Annotated in this window: 16 protein-coding genes and 1 pseudogene; 13 read left to right on the forward strand and 4 right to left on the reverse strand. The window is 49.9% G+C overall.

The window, feature by feature from the left end; translation table 11 throughout:
- Nucleotides 1-11: 11 nt before the first annotated feature.
- Together EBB54_RS02410 and EBB54_RS02415 are read left to right on the forward strand one after the other, a co-directional pair.
- Nucleotides 12-719 carry a LytR/AlgR family response regulator transcription factor gene (locus tag EBB54_RS02410; RefSeq protein ID WP_125126195.1) on the forward strand — a complete coding sequence of 236 codons (708 nt, stop codon included), beginning with the start codon at nucleotides 12-14 and terminating at the stop codon, nucleotides 717-719.
- Nucleotides 716-2,029: a sensor histidine kinase gene (locus EBB54_RS02415; RefSeq protein ID WP_125126196.1), complete on the forward strand. Its 1,314-nt coding sequence runs from the start codon at nucleotides 716-718 to the stop codon at nucleotides 2,027-2,029. The genes EBB54_RS02410 and EBB54_RS02415 overlap by 4 nt, the downstream gene beginning before the upstream one ends.
- Nucleotides 2,030-2,059: 30 nt before the next feature.
- Here the strand turns inward: EBB54_RS02415 and EBB54_RS02420 are convergent.
- Nucleotides 2,060-2,317: pseudogene (locus EBB54_RS02420) on the reverse strand (type II toxin-antitoxin system RelB/DinJ family antitoxin); the annotation flags it as partial.
- A 351-nt stretch (nucleotides 2,318-2,668) separates the two neighbouring features.
- On the opposite strand from EBB54_RS02420, the gene EBB54_RS02425 reads away from it, so the two are divergent.
- The 8 genes from EBB54_RS02425 (at nucleotide 2,669) to EBB54_RS02460 (ending at nucleotide 12,966) form a co-directional block, all read left to right on the forward strand.
- Nucleotides 2,669-3,370: a lantibiotic protection ABC transporter ATP-binding protein gene (locus EBB54_RS02425; protein WP_125126198.1), complete on the forward strand. Its 702-nt coding sequence runs from the start codon at nucleotides 2,669-2,671 to the stop codon at nucleotides 3,368-3,370.
- A gap of 79 nt (nucleotides 3,371-3,449) precedes the next feature.
- A complete protein-coding gene (locus EBB54_RS02430) occupies nucleotides 3,450-4,214 on the forward strand; it encodes a lantibiotic immunity ABC transporter MutE/EpiE family permease subunit (RefSeq protein ID WP_125126199.1) in 765 nt (254 codons plus the stop codon).
- Nucleotides 4,211-5,116, forward strand: a complete 906-nt coding sequence (locus EBB54_RS02435) for a lantibiotic immunity ABC transporter MutG family permease subunit (RefSeq protein WP_243127481.1) — start codon at nucleotides 4,211-4,213, stop codon at nucleotides 5,114-5,116. The genes EBB54_RS02430 and EBB54_RS02435 overlap by 4 nt, the downstream gene beginning before the upstream one ends.
- Complete coding sequence (locus EBB54_RS02440) at nucleotides 5,109-5,768, forward strand: response regulator transcription factor (protein WP_125126200.1); 660 nt, start codon at nucleotides 5,109-5,111, stop codon at nucleotides 5,766-5,768. Before EBB54_RS02435 ends, EBB54_RS02440 begins: the two co-directional genes overlap by 8 nt.
- A 2-nt stretch (nucleotides 5,769-5,770) precedes the next feature.
- Entirely contained in the window at nucleotides 5,771-7,222 is a 1,452-nt protein-coding gene (locus EBB54_RS02445; RefSeq protein ID WP_125126201.1) for a sensor histidine kinase, read from the forward strand.
- Nucleotides 7,223-7,432: 210 nt separating this feature from the next.
- A complete protein-coding gene (locus EBB54_RS02450; protein ID WP_125126202.1) occupies nucleotides 7,433-8,881 on the forward strand; it encodes an AAA family ATPase in 1,449 nt (482 codons plus the stop codon).
- Between the two features lie 48 nt (nucleotides 8,882-8,929).
- A complete protein-coding gene (locus EBB54_RS02455) occupies nucleotides 8,930-10,540 on the forward strand; it encodes an AAA family ATPase (protein ID WP_125126203.1) in 1,611 nt (536 codons plus the stop codon).
- A complete protein-coding gene (locus EBB54_RS02460; RefSeq protein ID WP_243127482.1) occupies nucleotides 10,528-12,966 on the forward strand; it encodes a GH39 family glycosyl hydrolase in 2,439 nt (812 codons plus the stop codon). Before EBB54_RS02455 ends, EBB54_RS02460 begins: the two co-directional genes overlap by 13 nt.
- Nucleotides 12,967-13,118: 152 nt before the next feature.
- Here EBB54_RS02460 and EBB54_RS02465 read toward each other — a convergent pair whose 3' ends face one another.
- Together EBB54_RS02465 and acpS are read right to left on the reverse strand one after the other, a co-directional pair.
- Nucleotides 13,119-14,822: a methyl-accepting chemotaxis protein gene (locus tag EBB54_RS02465; protein ID WP_125126205.1), complete on the reverse strand. Its 1,704-nt coding sequence runs from the start codon at nucleotides 14,820-14,822 to the stop codon at nucleotides 13,119-13,121.
- 80 nt (nucleotides 14,823-14,902) lie between these two features.
- The gene (gene acpS / locus EBB54_RS02470; protein WP_125126206.1) at nucleotides 14,903-15,316 is read right to left on the reverse strand and encodes a holo-ACP synthase; all 414 of its coding nucleotides are present in this window, start codon (nucleotides 15,314-15,316) and stop codon (nucleotides 14,903-14,905) included.
- A gap of 192 nt (nucleotides 15,317-15,508) precedes the next feature.
- On the opposite strand from acpS, the gene EBB54_RS02475 reads away from it, so the two are divergent.
- Nucleotides 15,509-16,177, forward strand: coding sequence for a TetR/AcrR family transcriptional regulator (locus tag EBB54_RS02475; protein WP_125126207.1), 669 nt, complete (start codon nucleotides 15,509-15,511; stop codon nucleotides 16,175-16,177).
- 55 nt (nucleotides 16,178-16,232) lie between these two features.
- Here the strand turns inward: EBB54_RS02475 and EBB54_RS30335 are convergent, their stop codons facing one another.
- Nucleotides 16,233-16,391 (reverse strand): hypothetical protein, encoded by a 159-nt coding sequence (locus EBB54_RS30335; RefSeq protein WP_162307061.1) that lies wholly within the window; start codon nucleotides 16,389-16,391, stop codon nucleotides 16,233-16,235.
- Nucleotides 16,392-16,535: 144 nt separating this feature from the next.
- Between EBB54_RS30335 and EBB54_RS02480 the strand changes: the two genes are divergently transcribed.
- Both EBB54_RS02480 and EBB54_RS02485 read left to right on the forward strand, forming a co-directional pair.
- Nucleotides 16,536-18,278 (forward strand): CocE/NonD family hydrolase, encoded by a 1,743-nt coding sequence (locus EBB54_RS02480; protein WP_125126208.1) that lies wholly within the window; start codon nucleotides 16,536-16,538, stop codon nucleotides 18,276-18,278.
- Between the two features lie 63 nt (nucleotides 18,279-18,341).
- The gene (locus EBB54_RS02485) at nucleotides 18,342-18,581 is read left to right on the forward strand and encodes an acyl carrier protein (protein WP_125126209.1); all 240 of its coding nucleotides are present in this window, start codon (nucleotides 18,342-18,344) and stop codon (nucleotides 18,579-18,581) included.
- Nucleotides 18,582-18,653: the final 72 nt, after the last annotated feature.

Here is an 18,653-nt window from a genome sequence, read left to right on the forward strand (position 1 = left end):
AGGGACAGTGTATGATACACATTGCGATTGTAGAGGATGACGTCCATGATAAAGCCCGGCTGAAAAAATGTCTGAAAAGATATGAAGAGGAAACCCAGCGGCGGTTTGAGGTGACCGAGTTTTCGGACGGCGAGGACATCATTACAGAGTATATGGCAAAATATGACCTGATACTGATGGATATTGAAATGACCTTTATGAATGGCATGAGTGCGGCCCGGCGGATTCGGGAAATGGATCCGGACGTGGAACTGATCTTTATTACAAATATGCCCCAGTATGCAATCCAGGGCTATAAAGTAAATGCATTGGACTATCTGTTAAAGCCGCTCTCCTATTTTTCATTTACGGAAACCATGAACAAGGCACTGAAACGGATTGGGACATCGGAGAAAAAATATGTCGTGGTTGCCACAAAGGGAGGAAAAATGAAACTGGATATTTCCGGCATCTGCTATGTGGAGGTGCTGGATCATCTTCTGCTGTATCATACCACCGAAGGAATTTATGAGGCCCGGGGGACTCTGAAAGATACACTAAGCCAGCTGGATGAACGTTTTTTTAGCTGCAGCAGGAGTTATGTAGTGAATCTGGATTATGTAGAACATTACCGTGGAAACGATCTTACGGTGAACGGTGATGTCCTTGCCATGAGCCGGGGCAGGCGGAATGCATTTCTGGACGCATTAAATGCACATATGAATGGAGAGTGGAGATGAAAGGAGCAGAAATCTTGAATACACCGGGATATTACTATGCATTTGCCTATTGGATGTCCGCATTTGTGATCATCTTCATTTATCACGATAAGCCGCGGCAAAAAAAACACTGGGCAGGAGATGCAGCGGTATTTGTGATCCTGCAGGTATTCATGTATCTGACAGACGGCGTGGCGAAGTTCCTGTTCATACCGTCTATGCTGCTGATCATCTTTCTGGTGCTTTTATATGTACGGATAAATTGTGATTTTACGTTAAGGGAAACAGGATATTACGGGGCTACAGTGCTGATCAATGCGGAGTTTGCCGCGTCCCTCTGCTGGCAGATCTACTATAACTTTGCATTCGATATTCCAAAGGATTATCAGGTTTTCTGGTGCGTTGGAGAAATGGTCCTGGTCTATGGCCTTATTTATGCGGCGATTTATTTTCTGGAGCGGCATCTGCGCAAGGATATTGAGGAACTTCGGCTTACCGGCCGTGAACTATTGAGTGTATTTGTGATTGCGCTTATGGTTTATAGTGTCAGCAATATGAGTTATGTGGATACGGAATGGCTGTTCAGCAGCGCCATGAGCAGGGATATCTTTATTATCCGTACTTTGACGGATTTCTGCGGGATCTGTCTCCTTTACGCCTATCATATCCAGGTACGTGCGATGCAGATGCGGTTTGAAATGGATACCCTTCAGAATATCATGGAAATGCAGTATAAAAGTTATCAGATGTCACAGGATAATATTGATATGGTGAATCAGAAATACCATGATCTGAAGCATCAGATCACACTGCTGAAGGCAGAGACAGAAACGCAAAAATCCGTGGAATATCTGGAGCAGATGGAACGGGAGATTAAAAGTTATGAAGCGCAGAACAAGACAGGAAACAAAGTGTTAGATGCTGTCCTTACTATTAAAAGTATGGCTTGCCAGGGGAAAGGGATTGAACTGAAGTGCGTGGTAGAAGGGGATCTCCTCTTCTTTATGGATGATATGGATGTCAGTGCCTTGTTTGGAAATATGCTGGACAATGCCATAGAGTCCGTGGAAAAGCTTCCGGATGAGCGGATGCGGCTGATCCGTCTCTACGTGGTTCGGGAAAAGCAATTTTTGCGAATCTGTACGGAAAATTACTGTACGGAACAGATCCAATTTAAGAAAGGCATGCCAGTGACTACAAAAAAAGATAAGCGTCTCCATGGATTTGGGATGAAGAGTATCCAAACTACAGTTAGGAAATATGACGGCTCCGTGATGGCTGCTCTGAACTCGAACTGGTTTGAGGTGAAGATTTTAATACCGATTCCTTAGGGAGTCACAGACAGGTACTTACACTACAGATTAAGTCAGATGAATTTCCTTGTTGATATCATCAAGACTCATATCTGCAACACCATTATTCTCAGCCTGTACTCGCAGGGTATGAAAGGCTTGCACCGCGCCCTCACGTGTGATATCAGCTTCAGAAGATGATAGTTCAAAAGGAATCCTGCGCTGTCTGACAACAGCTCGTGCAAATACATTGATTGCTGTAGATGCGTTCATGCCGAAATCCTGGCATAAGCAGTCAAATTGATTCTTTAATGTTTCGTCCATTCGGACGCTGAAAGTTGCAAATTGGTGTTTTTATAATTAAATTGAACCGATTTTCTGAAACGATAGTTCCATGAAGCAATGGAAGCAGGAGGTATAGAAGATTTGTGAGGGACTCGAAGCAGAACATAGAAAGTGAATAGATTATTTTTATTCCAAAGTCGCAGATTGAAAACGGTCTGCGGCTTTTACATTTTGTTTGCTAAAAAAAGTTTTTTCATTTCCTTATACTTTCTTTATAATTCCCTGTTATCCTTATTCCTGTAATCGGTTACGAGACAGAAGTTTTTATTGCATCAAGCAAGTGACAGACTATACGAAATACAGTATGAAAAAGGTGACAGGAAAGGATGGAATATGATGAAACATATTTTAGAAACAGAGTGTGTAACAAAAGAGTTCCGGGGCCATTCCGCGGTGTGCGGCGTGTCTCTGCAGATACCGGAGTGCTGTGTATACGGGCTTCTTGGCCCCAACGGGGCGGGGAAATCAACGATCTTGAAGATGCTGACAGGGATTCTCAGGCCCACCAGCGGGAAAGTGCTTTTTGACGGACATTCTTGGAGCCGGAAGGATCTGGCGGAGATCGGCGCGCTGGTGGAGACACCCCCGGTATATGAGAACCTGACGGCCTGGGAGAATCTGAAGGTCCGGGCGCTGATCCTGGGGATATCGGATGCCCGGATTCGGGAAGTGCTGGATTTGGTGGATCTTGCGGATACTGGGAAGAAAAAGGCGGGGGCATTTTCGCTGGGGATGAAGCAGAGGCTGGGACTTGGGATCGCGCTGCTGGGCCGGCCGAAGCTATTGATCCTGGATGAACCGCTGAACGGGCTGGACCCGATCGGGATTCAGGAGCTGCGTGAAATGATCCGGAGATTTCCCCAGGAGGGGATCACGGTGATCGTGTCCAGCCATATCTTGAGTGAGATCGCCCAGACTGCAGACTATATCGGGATTATCGCAAATGGGATGCTGGGTTATCAGGGAGAAATGCCGGAGGAAGGGCATCTGGAGGAATTATTTATGAAGATTGCGGCGAAGCACCGGGCGGCTTAGGAACCGGCGCGAAATCATATGTACAGACTGTGCGTTAAGAGAAACTGGCAGGTATATATTTGGAAGGAGAAGAGATCAGATGAGAGAATATTATATTGCGGAGAGTTTAAAGAACCGGCACACCTTCGCGGGGAAGCTGGGCTGGATCATGCCGTTGACGGTGGTGGCACTGTCGGCCATGCTGACCTGGGATTATTTTACAATCGACTGCTATAACTGGTGGTATACAGTTCTGTTCCCGGGAATGGCTGCGTTCCTGTGCGGGGCAGTGGGAAACAGGGATAAGAAGCTGGGGAATCGGGCCATCTGGACGCTGCCGGCAGAGCCGGGGAACATATGGGACGGAAAGATCCTGTACGGCATCCGCTGTATGGGAACAGCCCTGCTGGTGCTGGGAGGCGTGACCCTGGCTGCCGGTATCGGAATGGAACAGATCCTGCACAGAGTATTACGGATCAGCCTGACACCCGGACAGCAGATCTTTGCGGTGCTGATATTGTTTACAGTGTCATTGTGGCAGATTCCCTTCTGCCTGTTTCTGCAGCAGGCTATAGGGACATTTCCTATGGTGCTTCTCCATATGGGCATGTGGGTTCTGTGCTCCGCCGAACTGTCGCTGAAACCCTATTTCTGGGTGCTTCCGGGAGGAATTGCGTCCCGGATGATGTGTATAATCCTGGGGATACTGCCAAACGGGCTGGTAGCAGAACCGGGAAGCATGACCTATTCACCGGAACTGATGGAACGGACGGGGCTGCCTCTGGGAATCGCGGCATCGCTTATCTGGTTCTTTCTTTTCTGGCGTTTGAGCCGGAGGTGGTTTGAAAGGAAGGTGGAGAGATGATGGAAGCTGTGAGGACAGATGTAAACAGATCGGGGGAATTAAAAAGTTCTGTAAAGGAAGAAGTGACGCCTGAAAAATTAAAAGAGCATGTAAGGACAGAAAGAGAGCAGCCCGGGGAATCCGGAAGGTCTGCAAAAGTGAATGGAAGCATACAAGGGGAACTGCTGCGGCTCATAAAAGCGGAATTTTGGAAAGTGCGGCATACCCTTTTAACCTGGATTCATCTGCTGGTTCCTCTGCTGGGGATTGTGGTGTTCCTGATGTACTACAGTTGGTCAGGGTGGAGTGACGAAGGGAAGGTATCCGGGTACATCCAGGTATTATCCATTGCATTTCCGCTGATCATCAGCGTAGTCTGCTCCCTGTCCGTGGAAATGGAGGAACAGGGGCATTTCCAGACGATGCTCGGGGCGATGGTGCATAAAAAAGCCGCGCTGCTGGCAAAGTGGGCGGTGCTGGCGGTGCTGGGGCTGGGGGCTCTGCTGCTGGCAGTGGGAGGGTTTGCGGCGGGCTTCGGGATGATGACAGGAGGGTCGGTCTATACACCGGCGCAATATGCAGGGATGGCGGGGGTGCTGTGGCTGGGAGGAATCAATTTGTACCTCCTCCATCTGTTTCTGAACCTGGCATTTTCCAAAACCATTTCCATGTGTGTCGGAACGTCGGAGCTGCTCACGGCGGCGCTGTTTCTGACCGGGCTGGGGGAAGGGCTGTGGCAGTTTTTTCCCTGCTCCTGGGGTAGCAGATGGAGCGGATATCTGCTATTATATTGGAAAGGGCAGGCGATGCCTGCCGGATTTGTATCCCGGAGCCTGGGAATCGGCGCAGTTCTGACGGCGGCGCTGTGGGGAATGATTTTCCTGTGGTATCATTATTATGAAGGAAGGCAGTGTCATGATTAATATATTGGCGGTGGATGATGAGAAACATATCTTAAGGCTGATTCAAAACGCGCTGGCAAAGGAAGGGTATCATGTGACGGCGGTGTCAGATCCGCAGGAGCTTGAAAAGCTGAAGCTCACGGAGTATCAATTGATCCTTCTGGATGTCATGATGCCGGGGAAGGACGGATTTGCGCTGTGCGGGGAGATTCGGGATTCGGTGGACTGCCCGATCCTGTTTCTGACCGCAAAAACGGAAGAGGCGGATATCATGAAGGGGCTGGGCGTGGGAGGGGACGACTACATCACCAAGCCCTTCGGCATCGGAGAGCTTCGGGCACGGGTGGCGGCCCATCTGCGGCGGGAGACGAGGGAGAAAAAGCAGGCGGTGTCGGTGGGCGGCGTGCAGTTTCTTCTGAAGGCGAAAAAGGTGCGGTACAAGGATGAGGAACTGGATTTTACAAAGAGTGAGTATGCGATCTGCGAGTACCTTGCGCTGAACCATGGGCAGGTATTTTCCAAGGAGCGGATCTATGAGCATGTCTTCGGCTATGAGAAAGAGAGCGATAATTCGGTGATCACCGAGCATATCAAGAATATTCGGGCAAAATGCCAGAAGGCAGGGCTGGAGCCGATTGAGACGGTGTGGGGGATCGGATATCGATGGAGATAGGGATGAGGGGAAAAGGACAAAAAACGATCGCAAATGTTTTTCTGAGATATATCTGCCTGCTGGCAGGAGGGGCGCTGATGTGGCTTCTGGTCCTGGTCTGCATCTTTATCGTGCTGGAGGCGTCTGGGGAGGTGCTTCCAGCCAATTATGCGGAGCTCTGGCTCAATGAAACGGCGGCAGAAATCCGGACGGCTTCGGAAGTCACAGAGAACATGATACCTCCGGAGTGTACCTTCGGGGTCTACAAGACAGATGGAAGCTGGCGGTACGGTACGTTTTCCAAAGAGCTAAGGGAACTGGCCTGGGAGCACTATGAAAAAAATGATGCCAATACCGGTGGCAGGGGATACCTGCGTTTTCTGGAACGGGATAAGGGGGAGGTGTGCATTGTAAACTACAGGATTACCATGCTGTATCGGAACGCGTTTCTGAGAAAATGGGTTCCTAGGGCGGATCTTCTGCTGGTGATCGGATATGTGGTTCTGTTTTTGCTGCATACGTTCGTGGTCTCACGGCATTTTGGGAAATATATGGGGGCAAGGCTTGCGGTGCTCAATGAGGTTACGGGAGAAATCCGGGACCAGAACCTGGATTTTGAAAGGACGCATTCGGAATTGAAGGAAGTGGAGGAAGTGCTGGATTCCCTGCATCAGATGAAGGAGGCCCTGAAAAGCTCTCTGCATCGGCAATGGAATTTGGAAAAGGGCAAAGAGGAGCAGATTGCGGCGCTGGCCCATGATATCAGGACTCCGTTGACGGTCATCCGGGGAAATGCGGAGCTTTTGGCGGAAGGGGAGCTTGCGGAGGAGGAACAGGAGTATAACCGGGATATCCTGCAAAGCGTGGCGATCATGGAGGAATATCTGGAAATGCTGCATGAGATTCTGCAGGCAGACCGGACGGAGATGGAAAACGGTAGCGCTCAGGAGGATGACGAAGAGCGGCAGATCACTTGTGAAGCGCTGGCCGGGAAAATGGAGGAGCAGGCCAGGCTTCTGGCATCCGCTCGGCAATGCGGGATTACGTTCAGAAGAGGCCCGCTGCGGGGCATGGTCAGAGGGAGTGAAAGCCGGATGATCAGGGCATTTCAGAATATTGTCAGCAATGCGCTGGATTACAGCCCTCCTGGGAAAGGGATACGGATTGCGTTTTCCAACCGGGAAGAAGCAGGGAAGGCGTATCTGCTGGCGGTAGTTACGGATGAAGGGCCGGGATTTTCGGCGGAGGATCTGAAATATGCCGCCGAGCGGTTTTACCAGGGAGATAAAAGCCGGAGCAGTAAGGTGCATTATGGGATCGGACTGCATACGGCCCGGCAGTTTATCATGGCCCAGGGGGGATATCTGGCGCTGGAGAATGGGGAGGAAGGCGGGGCAAAAGTGACGCTTGGTATGTTACTGTTGACTCCTGGGCCGTGCACTGCGCTGCACGGTCACAGGCCAGTACAGTACTAGGGCTGGAATCCGGCCTCTTGCCGTAAGGCAACTTTAAATAGGCCGGATTCGTTGCTGTGAACACCGTAGGTGTGAACAGTGACGCTTGGTATCAGAAGATGGGAATGAAGCTGGGAATGAACAAGAACAAATAGAGGACAGATATCAAAGATTGTGTTATAATGTGAACACTTGACGGGAGTTTTACGGAATTGAGGAGCGTGATCGGTGATGGGAATGTATTTGAACCCTGGGAACAGTGGATTTGCCGGGATCAGAAATGACACATATGTTGACAAAAGCGGATTGATCGGCCTGGTCAACGAGACGATAGATACCCCCAGGCGTTTGACGTGCATCAGCAGGCCCCGCCGTTTCGGAAAATCATTTGCAGCCAAGATGCTGTGTGCATATTATGATAAGACTTGTGACTCCGCGCCTTTGTTTGAGGATCTTCAGATTGCCCTTGATGAAAAAATAAACGGGACATACAGGAAATATCTGAACAAATATGACGTCATCTACCTTGATATGACATCTGTTATGGGAGAAGCAGGCAAGACAGAGTGGATTCCTTATATCAAACAAAGACTGACGCAGGAACTTTCCAGGGAATACCCGGATCTGAAGGCAGAGGAGTCTTTTCTGGCAACACTCCTTTCCGCGGTGGAACGGATGGGCAATAAGCTGATTATGATCATCGACGAATGGGATGCGCCAATAAGAGAAACCCCGGAAATTCAGAAGAGCTATCTTGAGTTTTTGCGAGTGCTGTTTAAGAGCAGCAGTACCACGGATAGAATTTTTGCGGCCGTCTATATGACAGGGATACTTCCAATAAAAAAAGACGGTTCTCAATCTGCTATTTCTGATTTTAAAGAATTTACGGTGGTCAAGCCCAGAAAATTTGGGGAATATGTGGGGTTTACAGAGACTGAGGTGCAGAAGCTGTGCAGGGACTTTGGGCGTGATTTCGGCATGATGAAGAAGTGGTACGACGGTTACTGTTTTCGGGGTGTGGGCTCTGTGTATAATCCAAACTCGGTCATGGAAGCTGTCCGAAATGATGATTTTGATTCTTATTGGATACAGACCTCAGCGGCAGAGAGTTTGATGGGATATATAAGCCTGGATTTTGACGGACTTTCCAGGACGGTGGCAGAACTGATCGGCGGCGGAGAGGTGAGGGTTGACACGAAAGGATTTGCCAATGACCTTGTGACATTTCGAAATCAGGATGATATATTGACATTGCTGATCCACTTAGGATATCTGGCTTACGATGAGACGGCAGGAAAGGCGTATATACCAAACGAAGAAATCAGGATGGAATTTGTGAAAATTGTCCGGGACGTGAAGAGAGACGATACGCTCAGACGTGTCAGGGAGAGCGAGCAGCTCATTATAGATACGGTTCATGGAAATGCCCGGGCTGTGGCGGCCCAGATTGAGAAAATCCATGGGGAAGAAGCCGCACTGCACTACAATAATGAGCAGTCTCTGCGCAGTGTGATCAAACGGGCGTATTTCAGTTACGGCGATGAGTTTGTCTTGTTTGAAGAGCTGCCGGCGGGTATAGGATATACGGGTGACATTCTACTGGTTGGCATTAATTATGACGAAGAAGCAGCGGCAGGGGAGAGGAAGCATACCTGTGTGATCGAGAAGTACCAGGTATGAGGAATAACAATATGTTATGCATTCTGGCCTGGAGAAAGGATAAGAAGTATGGGATTGTATTTGAACAGTATTGCGCCTTACAATCAGTATAAAATGATTACAGAGGAACCTTATTTTGTAGACAAATCTGCAATGTTGGAGGAGTTGATCCCGGCGCTGGGGCGGGAACAGCGCTTTTTTTGCATTACAAGGCCGCGGCGTTTCGGAAAAACCATTATCGCAAATATGATCGGCGCTTATTTCGGGCGGGCGAAGGACAGCCATGATATCTTTGACAAGCTGGAGATTGCGGGAGCAAAGCAGTATTCAAAGCATCTGAACCAATATGATGTGATCTATATAGATTTCAGTGAGATTCCAAGCGGGTGCGGGCATTACAAGAATTATATCTCAAGAATCGAAAACGGAATCTATCAGGATCTGAGAGCGTCATATCCGGAGCTTGAGCTGGATTCGGATCAGGCGGTCTGGGATATACTTTCCCTTATTTTTGAGAAGACAGAGCAGAAGTTTCTCTTTGTGATTGACGAGTGGGATGCATTGTTTTATATGCCTTTTATCCAGGAGGAGGACAAGGTTTCCTATCTTCTTTTTTTGAGATCCCTTTTAAAAGGGAAAAGCTATGTGGAATTTGCATATATGACCGGAATCCTTCCAATCGCGAAATATTCGGACGGTTCGGAGCTGAATATGTTTCTGGAATATGATATGGCGACAAAGATTCGATTCGGTGAATATTTTGGATTTTCAGAATCAGAAGTGGACGAACTTTTTGAAAGATATACAGAAAATACTGAAAAGCCTCGCATCGGCAGGAACGAGCTGGCAGAGTGGTATGACGGTTATCATACGGCTATGGGAGAATGCCTGTACAATCCCAGGTCTGTGGTGAGTGCGCTGTCCAATAATCAGTTGGCCGGGTACTGGACCGGTTCGGGGACATATGATTCCGTATTTTACTATATAAAAAACAATATTGAGGACGTAAGAGACGACCTAGGGCTGATGGTCTCCGGAGAGCATGTAGAAGCAAGAATGCAGGAGTACGCGGCGACAGCAGAAGAACTGGTGACAAAAGACCAGATTTATTCTGCAATGGTGGTATATGGACTGCTGACTTATGAAGATGGTGAGGTATTTATCCCTAATAAGGAATTGATGATGAAATATGAAGAAATGCTGATGAACAGGGAGTCTCTGGGATATGTGCACCGTCTGGCAAGGATTTCATCTAATATGCTGAAAGCGACGCTGGCCAGGGACACAAAGACGATGACCGAAATCCTGCAGTACGCGCACGATACAGAAACGCCCATCTTGTCGTACAATCATGAGACAGAACTGTCCGCAGTGGTGAACCTGGTCTATCTTGCCGCCCGGGATAAGTACAGGGTAGAGCGGGAGGATAAAGCAGGAAAAGGATTCGTGGACTTTATCTTTTATCCGAAAAGGAAGGGCCAGGACGGCATAATACTGGAGCTGAAAGTGGATCAGACCCCGGAGGAGGCGATCCGGCAAATTAAGGATAAGGGATATGGAATGCGCTTTCAGGGGAAGATTGGCGAACTGCCGGAATATACCGGGAGGGTGCTGGCCGTCGGAATCGGCTACAGCAGAGAAACAAAAGAACATGCCTGTAAGGTAGAATGGCTGGAATAAACACAGGAAAGGTACAGAACATGGAAAATATACGTTCAGTCATGGACTTTGAGTTTGATACGAGAAAAATACAAAATACGCATTTCCACCAGAATCCCGAGATCATCTATGTGCTGGAGGGCGCTCTGGAGCTGGAGATCGAATCGGAGACCCAGGAGCTGCAAAAAGGGGAATTTCTGCTGGTGAACGCCAACAAGCGGCATTCCCTGCGGGAGACACGAAAAGACCTGCTCATAGTCAGCATCCAGATGAATTTTTCAATACTGGTGGAATACCTGGGGACGAACCAGATTTTGTTCTGGTGCAATTCCGCGGCGGACAAAAGCGAGGCTTACGAACAACTGAAAAAGGTGCTGGACCGGATGCTGAACCGGTACTATGACAAGGAAAAGGAAGGTGCTCTGTATCTCAACAGCATTTATTACGAGGTATTGTATCTGCTGACCAGCTACTTTATGATCAAGGCGGACGATAACCGGCTGAAAGAACAGGTGTCGCCGGACAATTCCCGGGTGTTTGAGATCCAGAATTATGTGCAGGCCAATTACCAGAAGCAGATCAGCCTCAATGACCTGGCAAAAAAACTGTACCTGTCCAACGCCTATCTGTCCAAGTATATCAAGAAGCGGTTCGGTCTGAGCTTTCTGGAATATGTGAACAATATCCGGCTGTTCCATGCGGTGGACGAGCTTTTGTATACGGAGAAGAAGATCACAAGGATTGCGCTGGACAACGGCTTTCCCACTTCGGCATCCTTCAATAAGGCATTCCGGGACATTTACCATATGACGCCCTCCGCCTACCGGACCAGCGTGCGGCAGGAGGAACGGGAGGATATGGACGCAGCCGGGCAGCAGGAGGAAGTGGGGCAGAGGGTGAAGGACTATCTGGCAGGCAGCGTAACGGTGGAGGACACCGTCGCGGCCAGAAATATCAGCCTGTTCACCGTGGATGCGTCGGAGACGGAGGAATACACCAAAAACTGGTGCAAGATTATCAACATCGGGCGGGTGGAATCGCTTCTGGACAGCAGCATGCAGCAGCAGGTTCTGCTCATGCAGGAGGAGCTGGGCTTTTCCTATGTCCGGATCTGGAACATCTTCGTGGGAGACATGTACGATGAGGACGAGGAGAAAGGGTGGCACTACAATTTCAGCCGGGTGGACCGGGGGCTGGATTTTCTCGTGGATCACAGGCTGAAGCCGTATATCGAGCTGTCCTTCAAACCGATCCATGTGAGTTATACCATCAATTCCACCCTGGCCCAGAAGGAGAACGACATCATTTTCCACGAGCGGGAAAGCTATGAGAAGGTGATGCAGGATCTGGCGGCCCACCTGATCAACCGGTACGGGCTGGAGGAGATCGAGACCTGGTATTTTGAACTCTGGAAAGACGAGCGGATGAACATGCTGGACGAAAACGGATGGTATTTCGACTGCTTTGAGATCGGATACAAGGCTTTGAAGCAGATTTCACCCAGGATCAGGGTGGGCGGCGCAGGATTCGCCATGGGATATGACCGGTATCAGTACCGGGATCTGATCAGCAACTGGAAAAAGCGGCAGATCCGCCCGGACTTTATCAGCGTGTACGCATACTCCTATGAGCTGATCCAGCAGAATAACATGTATTTCGGGAAGCGTTCTCTGGATCACAATTTTGTGAAAAATCAGATGGATATTTTTAAAAAGATCCTGGCGGAGGAGGACTTTGTGCCGGAGGAACTGCATATCACGGAGTGGAACTTCACCATTTCCAACCGGAACTGTATCAATGACAGCTGCGCCCATGGAGCCTATGTGATGAAGACCTGCATTGAGTCCATTGGAAATGTGGATATGATGGGGTACTGGCACGGGTCGGACCTGCATACGGAATTTTTTGATACGGAGGGCGTCCTGTATGGGGACAACGGGCTGCTGACCAGGGACGGGATCAAGAAGCCGTCGTTCTACGCCTTTCATTTCCTGCATTTCGCCCAGTCCCGACTGCTGGGAAAGACGGAAAACGCCCTGCTGACCACCAACGGCAGAGGCACCTATTCCATTGTATGCCACAACTGCAAGCAGTTCAATTACCGGTATGCCATGAAGGAGGAGAAGGACATCCGTATTGAGGAGATGGACGAGCTGTACGAAGACCTGGAGGCGGTTCACTTGAAATTCGAGATCCGGAATGTGAAAGACGGGGATTATCTGATGAGGGTATTCTATGTAAACAAGGACAACGGAAGCGTACAGAATACCTGGAAGGATATGGAGTATATCAGAAATCTGTCAAAAGGGGAGATCGACTACATGCGCCGCAGCGCTATGCCCAGGGTGGAGCTGCGCAGGCTCAAGGCGGAGGACGGGGTGCTCCGGGTGGAGGCGAAGCTGGCGGCACATGAGATCAAGGCGCTGGATATTCGGTATCAATATTAGTTGGAAAATGCGGTTATTACACCAGGGCCGGGTTCCCACGGCTGATCCGACTGTTAATAGCAATAAAGGGACGCTTTCCTCTGCGAGAGCGTCCCTTGAAAGTATTTCCGGCTGTGCGGCTGCCAATCCGACAGCTGGGAGTATTTTGACATTTAACGATGACTGCCGTTTTTCAGGCGGAATCGTCCAACCAGGCTCTTCATGAGCTGGGACTGGCCGGACAGCTCCTGGCTGGCCGCGGCGCTTTCCTGGGCGGTTGCGGAGTTGGTCTGCACCACGCTGGAAATCTGTTCGATCCCCATGGAGATCTGGGAGATGGCGTCTGCCTGTGTGCTGCTGGCCTCGGAGATCTGGGAGATGATATCGTGCATTGCGTTGACGCCTTCCACGGCTTCTTTCAGAGATTTTGCGGTTTCGTCCGCAATCTGTGTTCCGCTGGCCACTGCCTGCAGGGAATTTTCGATCAGGGAAGCCGTACTGTGGGAAGCATCGGCGCTCTTGCTTGCTAAGTTGCGGACCTCATCGGCCACCACGGCGAAGCCTTTTCCGGCGTCTCCCGCGCGGGCCGCCTCCACCGCGGCGTTCAGGGCCAGGATGTTGGTCTGGAACGCGATATCTTCGATGGTCTTGATGATCTTGCCGATCTCATCGGAACTATGGCTGATATCGTTCATAGCCTGAATCATATCCTGCATCTTCTGGTTGCTTGTATTCATCTCATCACTGACCGTATCCGCCATGGAGTTGGCCTTTCTGGCGTGCTCCGCATTTTGCTTGACACGGTTCGAGATCTCGGTCACTGTGGCGGCAAGCTCTTCCACGGAGCTGGCCTGTTCCGTTGCGCCCTGGGAAAGCGCCTGGGCTCCGCTGGATACCTGCTCGGAACCGTTTGCCACCTGCTCGGAGCTGGAACTGATCTGAAGCATGGTGTCATTCAGCCGTTCAGAGATCGTGCGGAAGGAGTCCAAAAGAGGACGGAAACCGCCGGTATACTCCTCGGCGCAGGCGGAATCTATGGTAAAATCTCCGGAAGCCATTTTCGCCAGAAACTTATTTTCATCTTCAATGATGGCCTGAAGCTTGCGGATCAGCCGGCGCACCTGAGAGGAAAGATCCCCCAGCTCGTCTCTCGACTCATAGGAAATATGGATATCCAGGTCGCCCTGTGCCATCTTCGTAGCGGCCTGCTCAATTTCAAATAAGGGAAACTTGATCCCACGTATGATTACAAAGGAAAAGTACACGCCGATGATGATAATGATAACCATGACGGCAGCCTGGGAAAGGAGTGCGGTTCTGTAAAGAGAAATACTCTCCTGGGTCTCGGAATTGCTGCCTTCTGTATTATATGCGATGATATCGGCAAGGGCGCTGGTTACCGCATTGTAAAGCTCAACGCATTCGCCGTCCAGAAGGCTGCGGGCCTGTTCGATCCTGCCCTGCTTTGCGAGGGCGAGCAGCTCTTCATCCGCCTGTGCATAATTGTTCCATGCTTTCTGAGCGGCTTCATAATATGGTGTTTCTTCCGAATCAATCAGGCCGCCGTATTTGGCAAGAAGGTTATTCATCTCTTCTTTTTCGCTCTCCAGATACTGCAGGCTTGATTCCTCCTTTTCCGGTGAAACGGCAGTGAGATACGCCAGCTCGTTGAGCCGGATATAGGAAATGGTCGTATCCATATCTCTGGCCGTGTCAACGCTGGGAAGCCAGCTTGTGGAGATATCACTTGTTTTCTCATTCAATCTGCCCATCAGGTTGAATGACATGCCCCCGATCATCAGCATCCCGATCAGTGCGACGCCTACAAGGACATAGAGCTTTTGGCTGATTTTTAAATTTTGGATCACTTTTTTCATAACTGTAGTCTCCTTATGTAAAAATATTGAAGCTCTTGCTTTCACTTGCAGCTTTTACGTGAAAGTCCATATTTATATCGTCATCTCCAAGCAAAAAGATAAGATGGAATTAGGGAAAGTTTTTTATGCGCAGAGGCATAAGCAACGGCGTAATCCGTATCGTAGGAGAGTGAGACCAGAATCCGGGAAATGCCTTTTTGCTCTGCAAGCCGCAGGGCATTCCCATGGAGGGTGACTGTAGGCTGGCCGTTCTCATTTTCCAGGATCTCGATCTCATTGAGACGGATGTCATTCCCATGGAGGTTCAGGGATTTAAAGACCGCTTCCTTGCCGGAGAACCTGGTGGCAAAGCTGTTGAGGGGGACCGGCCGGGAGGTGATCAGCGCAACCTCGTCGGGAGTATAGGTTTTCCGAACAAAGGGATCGTTTAAGTCGGCGACGCTTTCGGCAATGCTGCTGATTTTTAAAATATCGGTTCCGATGCCGTAAGTCATGGCAGAGGCTCCTCCTTTCTGTAGCTATCCATATTTTATATCTGCAAATCAGAAAAAACAAGTAAAAATCTTCAGAATGCAAAAAAGCCTAAAAAGTACGGACACAGAATTGAAAATGGGGCGAAAAAATGTTAGCATAGAGGAGAAAATGACGTGAAAACAGGTTCCCCAAGCAGATAAAGGAGAATGGCCATGCAGGAAATGATTTCGAATGCAAAAGGCTCCAGGTCGGAGCAGACAAGGAAGCGGATCGAACAGACGTATCTGAATCTGATTTTTGAAAAAAAGTGGGACAGGATCACGGTAAAGGAGCTCTGTTCCCGGGCGAATATCACCAGGGGGACGTTCTATCAATATTATGGGGACATCTATGAGCTGATGGAACAGATCCAGAATTCCATCCTGCAGGAAATGTCGCGGAAATATAAGGAATTGTCCGGAAATCCAAGACCGCCGTTTCCAATAGAAGAATTTATTGACAGGTATGAGGTTGAGCCGCCGCCCCTTCTGCTGTTCTGGTTCGATTTCTGCAGGGCACATAAGACGGCCATGGAAGCGCTGCTCGATCCCCACAACGGCGATCCCTATTTTGTGAAAAAGCTGAAAAATATACTGAATGAATATATCGAAGCCATGATGGACAATGACGGGCTGCCCCGGGATGGGCTGCGGGGGTATTTTGTCAGGACCGTTGCGGAGCTGCACTTTCTGTCTGCGCGGCTTTGGCTGGAATCAGAGGGGGAAAATGCACTGACGGCCGAAGAGGTGGTGAACCTTCTGAACACCATGCGGGTAGGGGCGGGATATCTGACCTATAAGCAGATGATTACGGCAAAGACCGGGGACAAGACGCCGGTTTGACAGCCCCATATGGAGGGGCTTGGAAGGATTCGGTTTTTACAATCAAAATGTTATATTACCCAGAAGACGGACGCTGATTTCCGGGATGTTCTAAAAGAGGACATGGACGGAAATCAGCGTCCGTTTTGATTCCATGGTATACAGGAGCTGTCAGCGGAAGATGTTCCACCTGTACGGTTGGATGCTCTTTGGACATCCAACCTACCTCATTCATTCGGAAAAAACGGCCGGGGCAGTTAGACACATTTCTGAAATCTGTACAATTTGAACACAAACCGGAAAAGTGTTCTGTTGTTTTTCGACTGATTTTTCTAAAATATAATCAGTAAGAAAAAGAAAAACGAGGAGGTTTCCAAACATGGGAGAAGTAGAAAGAATTACGAAAACCGTGGACATGAGCGGGGAACAGGTAGAGATTGTCATGACAAAGATGATGACTCCCTGCACGCAGGAAGAATTTGAGTCAATGTCCCTGGAGGAGCGGGAGCACGCGAAGATCCAGCCGGCGCTGAACCAGCGGACCTACAGCCCGGAGGAAGGGATCATCTGTATGCAGGACATTCCGGTGAAGATGCGTGACGGCGCTACGATCTATGTGGACATTTACAAGCCCGAGGCAGAGGGAAAATATCCCCTGATCATTTCCTGGAGCTTTTACGGCAAGCGCCCCTTCGAAGGACAGGCAGAGTGGCAGATCATGGGGGTTCCGCCCCACACCGTATCGGACATGTCCAAATTCGAGAGCCCGGATCCGGGTTACTGGTGCCGCCACGGCTATGCGGTGGCAAATGTAGACCCGAGAGGGATCGGACATTCGGAAGGGGACTTTGTACAGTTCGGTACCCAGGACGGAAAAGACGGTTATGACTTCATCGAGTGGGCGGCTAACCAGGAATGGTGCAATGGAAGATGCGGACTGGCGGGCAATAGCTGTGTGGCAATGACCCAGTGGAGGATCGCCGCGCAGCAGCCGCCCCACCTGGCATGTATCGCGCCATGGGAGTCCACCACGGATATGTACCGGGAATCTCTGTGCGAAGGCGGGATTCCGGCAAAAGCGTTTGTAGGCTTTGTGATGCGTGAGGCATGCGGAATTAACTACATAGACAACACGCCGCTGAACCTGGAAAAATATCCGTTTGTCAACTGCACGTACTGGAAGGACAAGGAACCGGACTTCGGGAAGGTGAAGATCCCGGTATACCAGACGGCATGCTGGAATCACCTGCACCTGCGGGGCTCCATCAACGCATTCCGGAAATGCAAATCCCGCCGGAAATGGCTCCGTGCCCACAGGAATTTCGAGTGGCCGGACGCATATAGCAATGAGAACATTCAGGATCTGGAAAAATTCTATGCCAGATATTTAAAGCTGGAGCGCAACGGCTGGGAGCTGACTCCGAAGGTCAGGATCGAGGTTCAGGATGTGGGAGAGTTCAACTACCAGACCAACCGTCCGGAAGAGTCCTTCCCGCTGAAACGGACCAGATACGAAAAACTGTACCTGGATGCGTCCGACAATTCCATGAAGGCAGAACCTGTGGCCGGGGAAGCAAAGGCAAGCTATGACAGTCTGACCGGAGAGGTGTGTTTCGATTACCGCTTTGAAGAGGATACGGAGCTGACAGGATACTTGAAGCTGAGGCTCTATGTGGCGGCGGAAAGCTACGACGACATGGATCTGTTCGTCAACATCCAGAAGCTGAGCACCACAGGGGAATTTCTTCCGATCACCTTGTTCGGGGAGAACCATCCGGGGGCGTGGGGCAAGATGCGTGTGTCCCGCCGGAAGCTGGACGAAAAGCTGTCCACAGATTACAATCCGGTGCAGGCCCACACCTGCGATGAAAAGCTGGAGCCGGGCCAGATCGTGCCTGTAGATATTGAGATCGTGCCCACCAGCCGGTTCTTCCACAAGGGGCAGCAGATCCGTGTCCAGATTGCCGGAAGGTATATCCGTGAAGACTGGTTCGAGCCGCTGAGATGGGAGTCTGACAACAAGGGCAACCACCTGATCTATACAGGCGGACAGTACGAGTCCTTCCTGCAGATCCCGGTGATCCCGCCCCGGTTCCAGGATGGGGACATTATCATCCGGTAATGAAGAAAACTGCGTGAACGCCGGCCGAGAATAGAACATAAAAAAAGAAAGGAATATCAAATCATGAGAGAAGAAGTATTGGCAAAGATCATTGAGAAAGCAAGCAAAATCTGGGGAGCAGACGTATCCACACTGAACGGAGATACGGAATTTGCGTCCATGAATCCCAAGTCCGCACATTATTCACAGATGACCACATTTTTGGAGGATGAATTTGACGCGGAGGTTCCCTATATGAACTTTAAGCGCTGCGCGACCTTCGGGGAAGCGGCGGATTATGTAGCTGAGCTGCTTGACGAATAATAGAATCGGGGCGGGCGGGGAATGAAACAGGTACACGATTTGCTGCGGAGACATGGCATTTCCCGACCGCTC

Origin of the sequence: Schaedlerella arabinosiphila (assembly GCF_003885045.1) — a bacterium.
In the GTDB taxonomy this organism is placed as follows: Bacteria; Bacillota; Clostridia; order Lachnospirales; family Lachnospiraceae; genus Schaedlerella; species Schaedlerella arabinosiphila.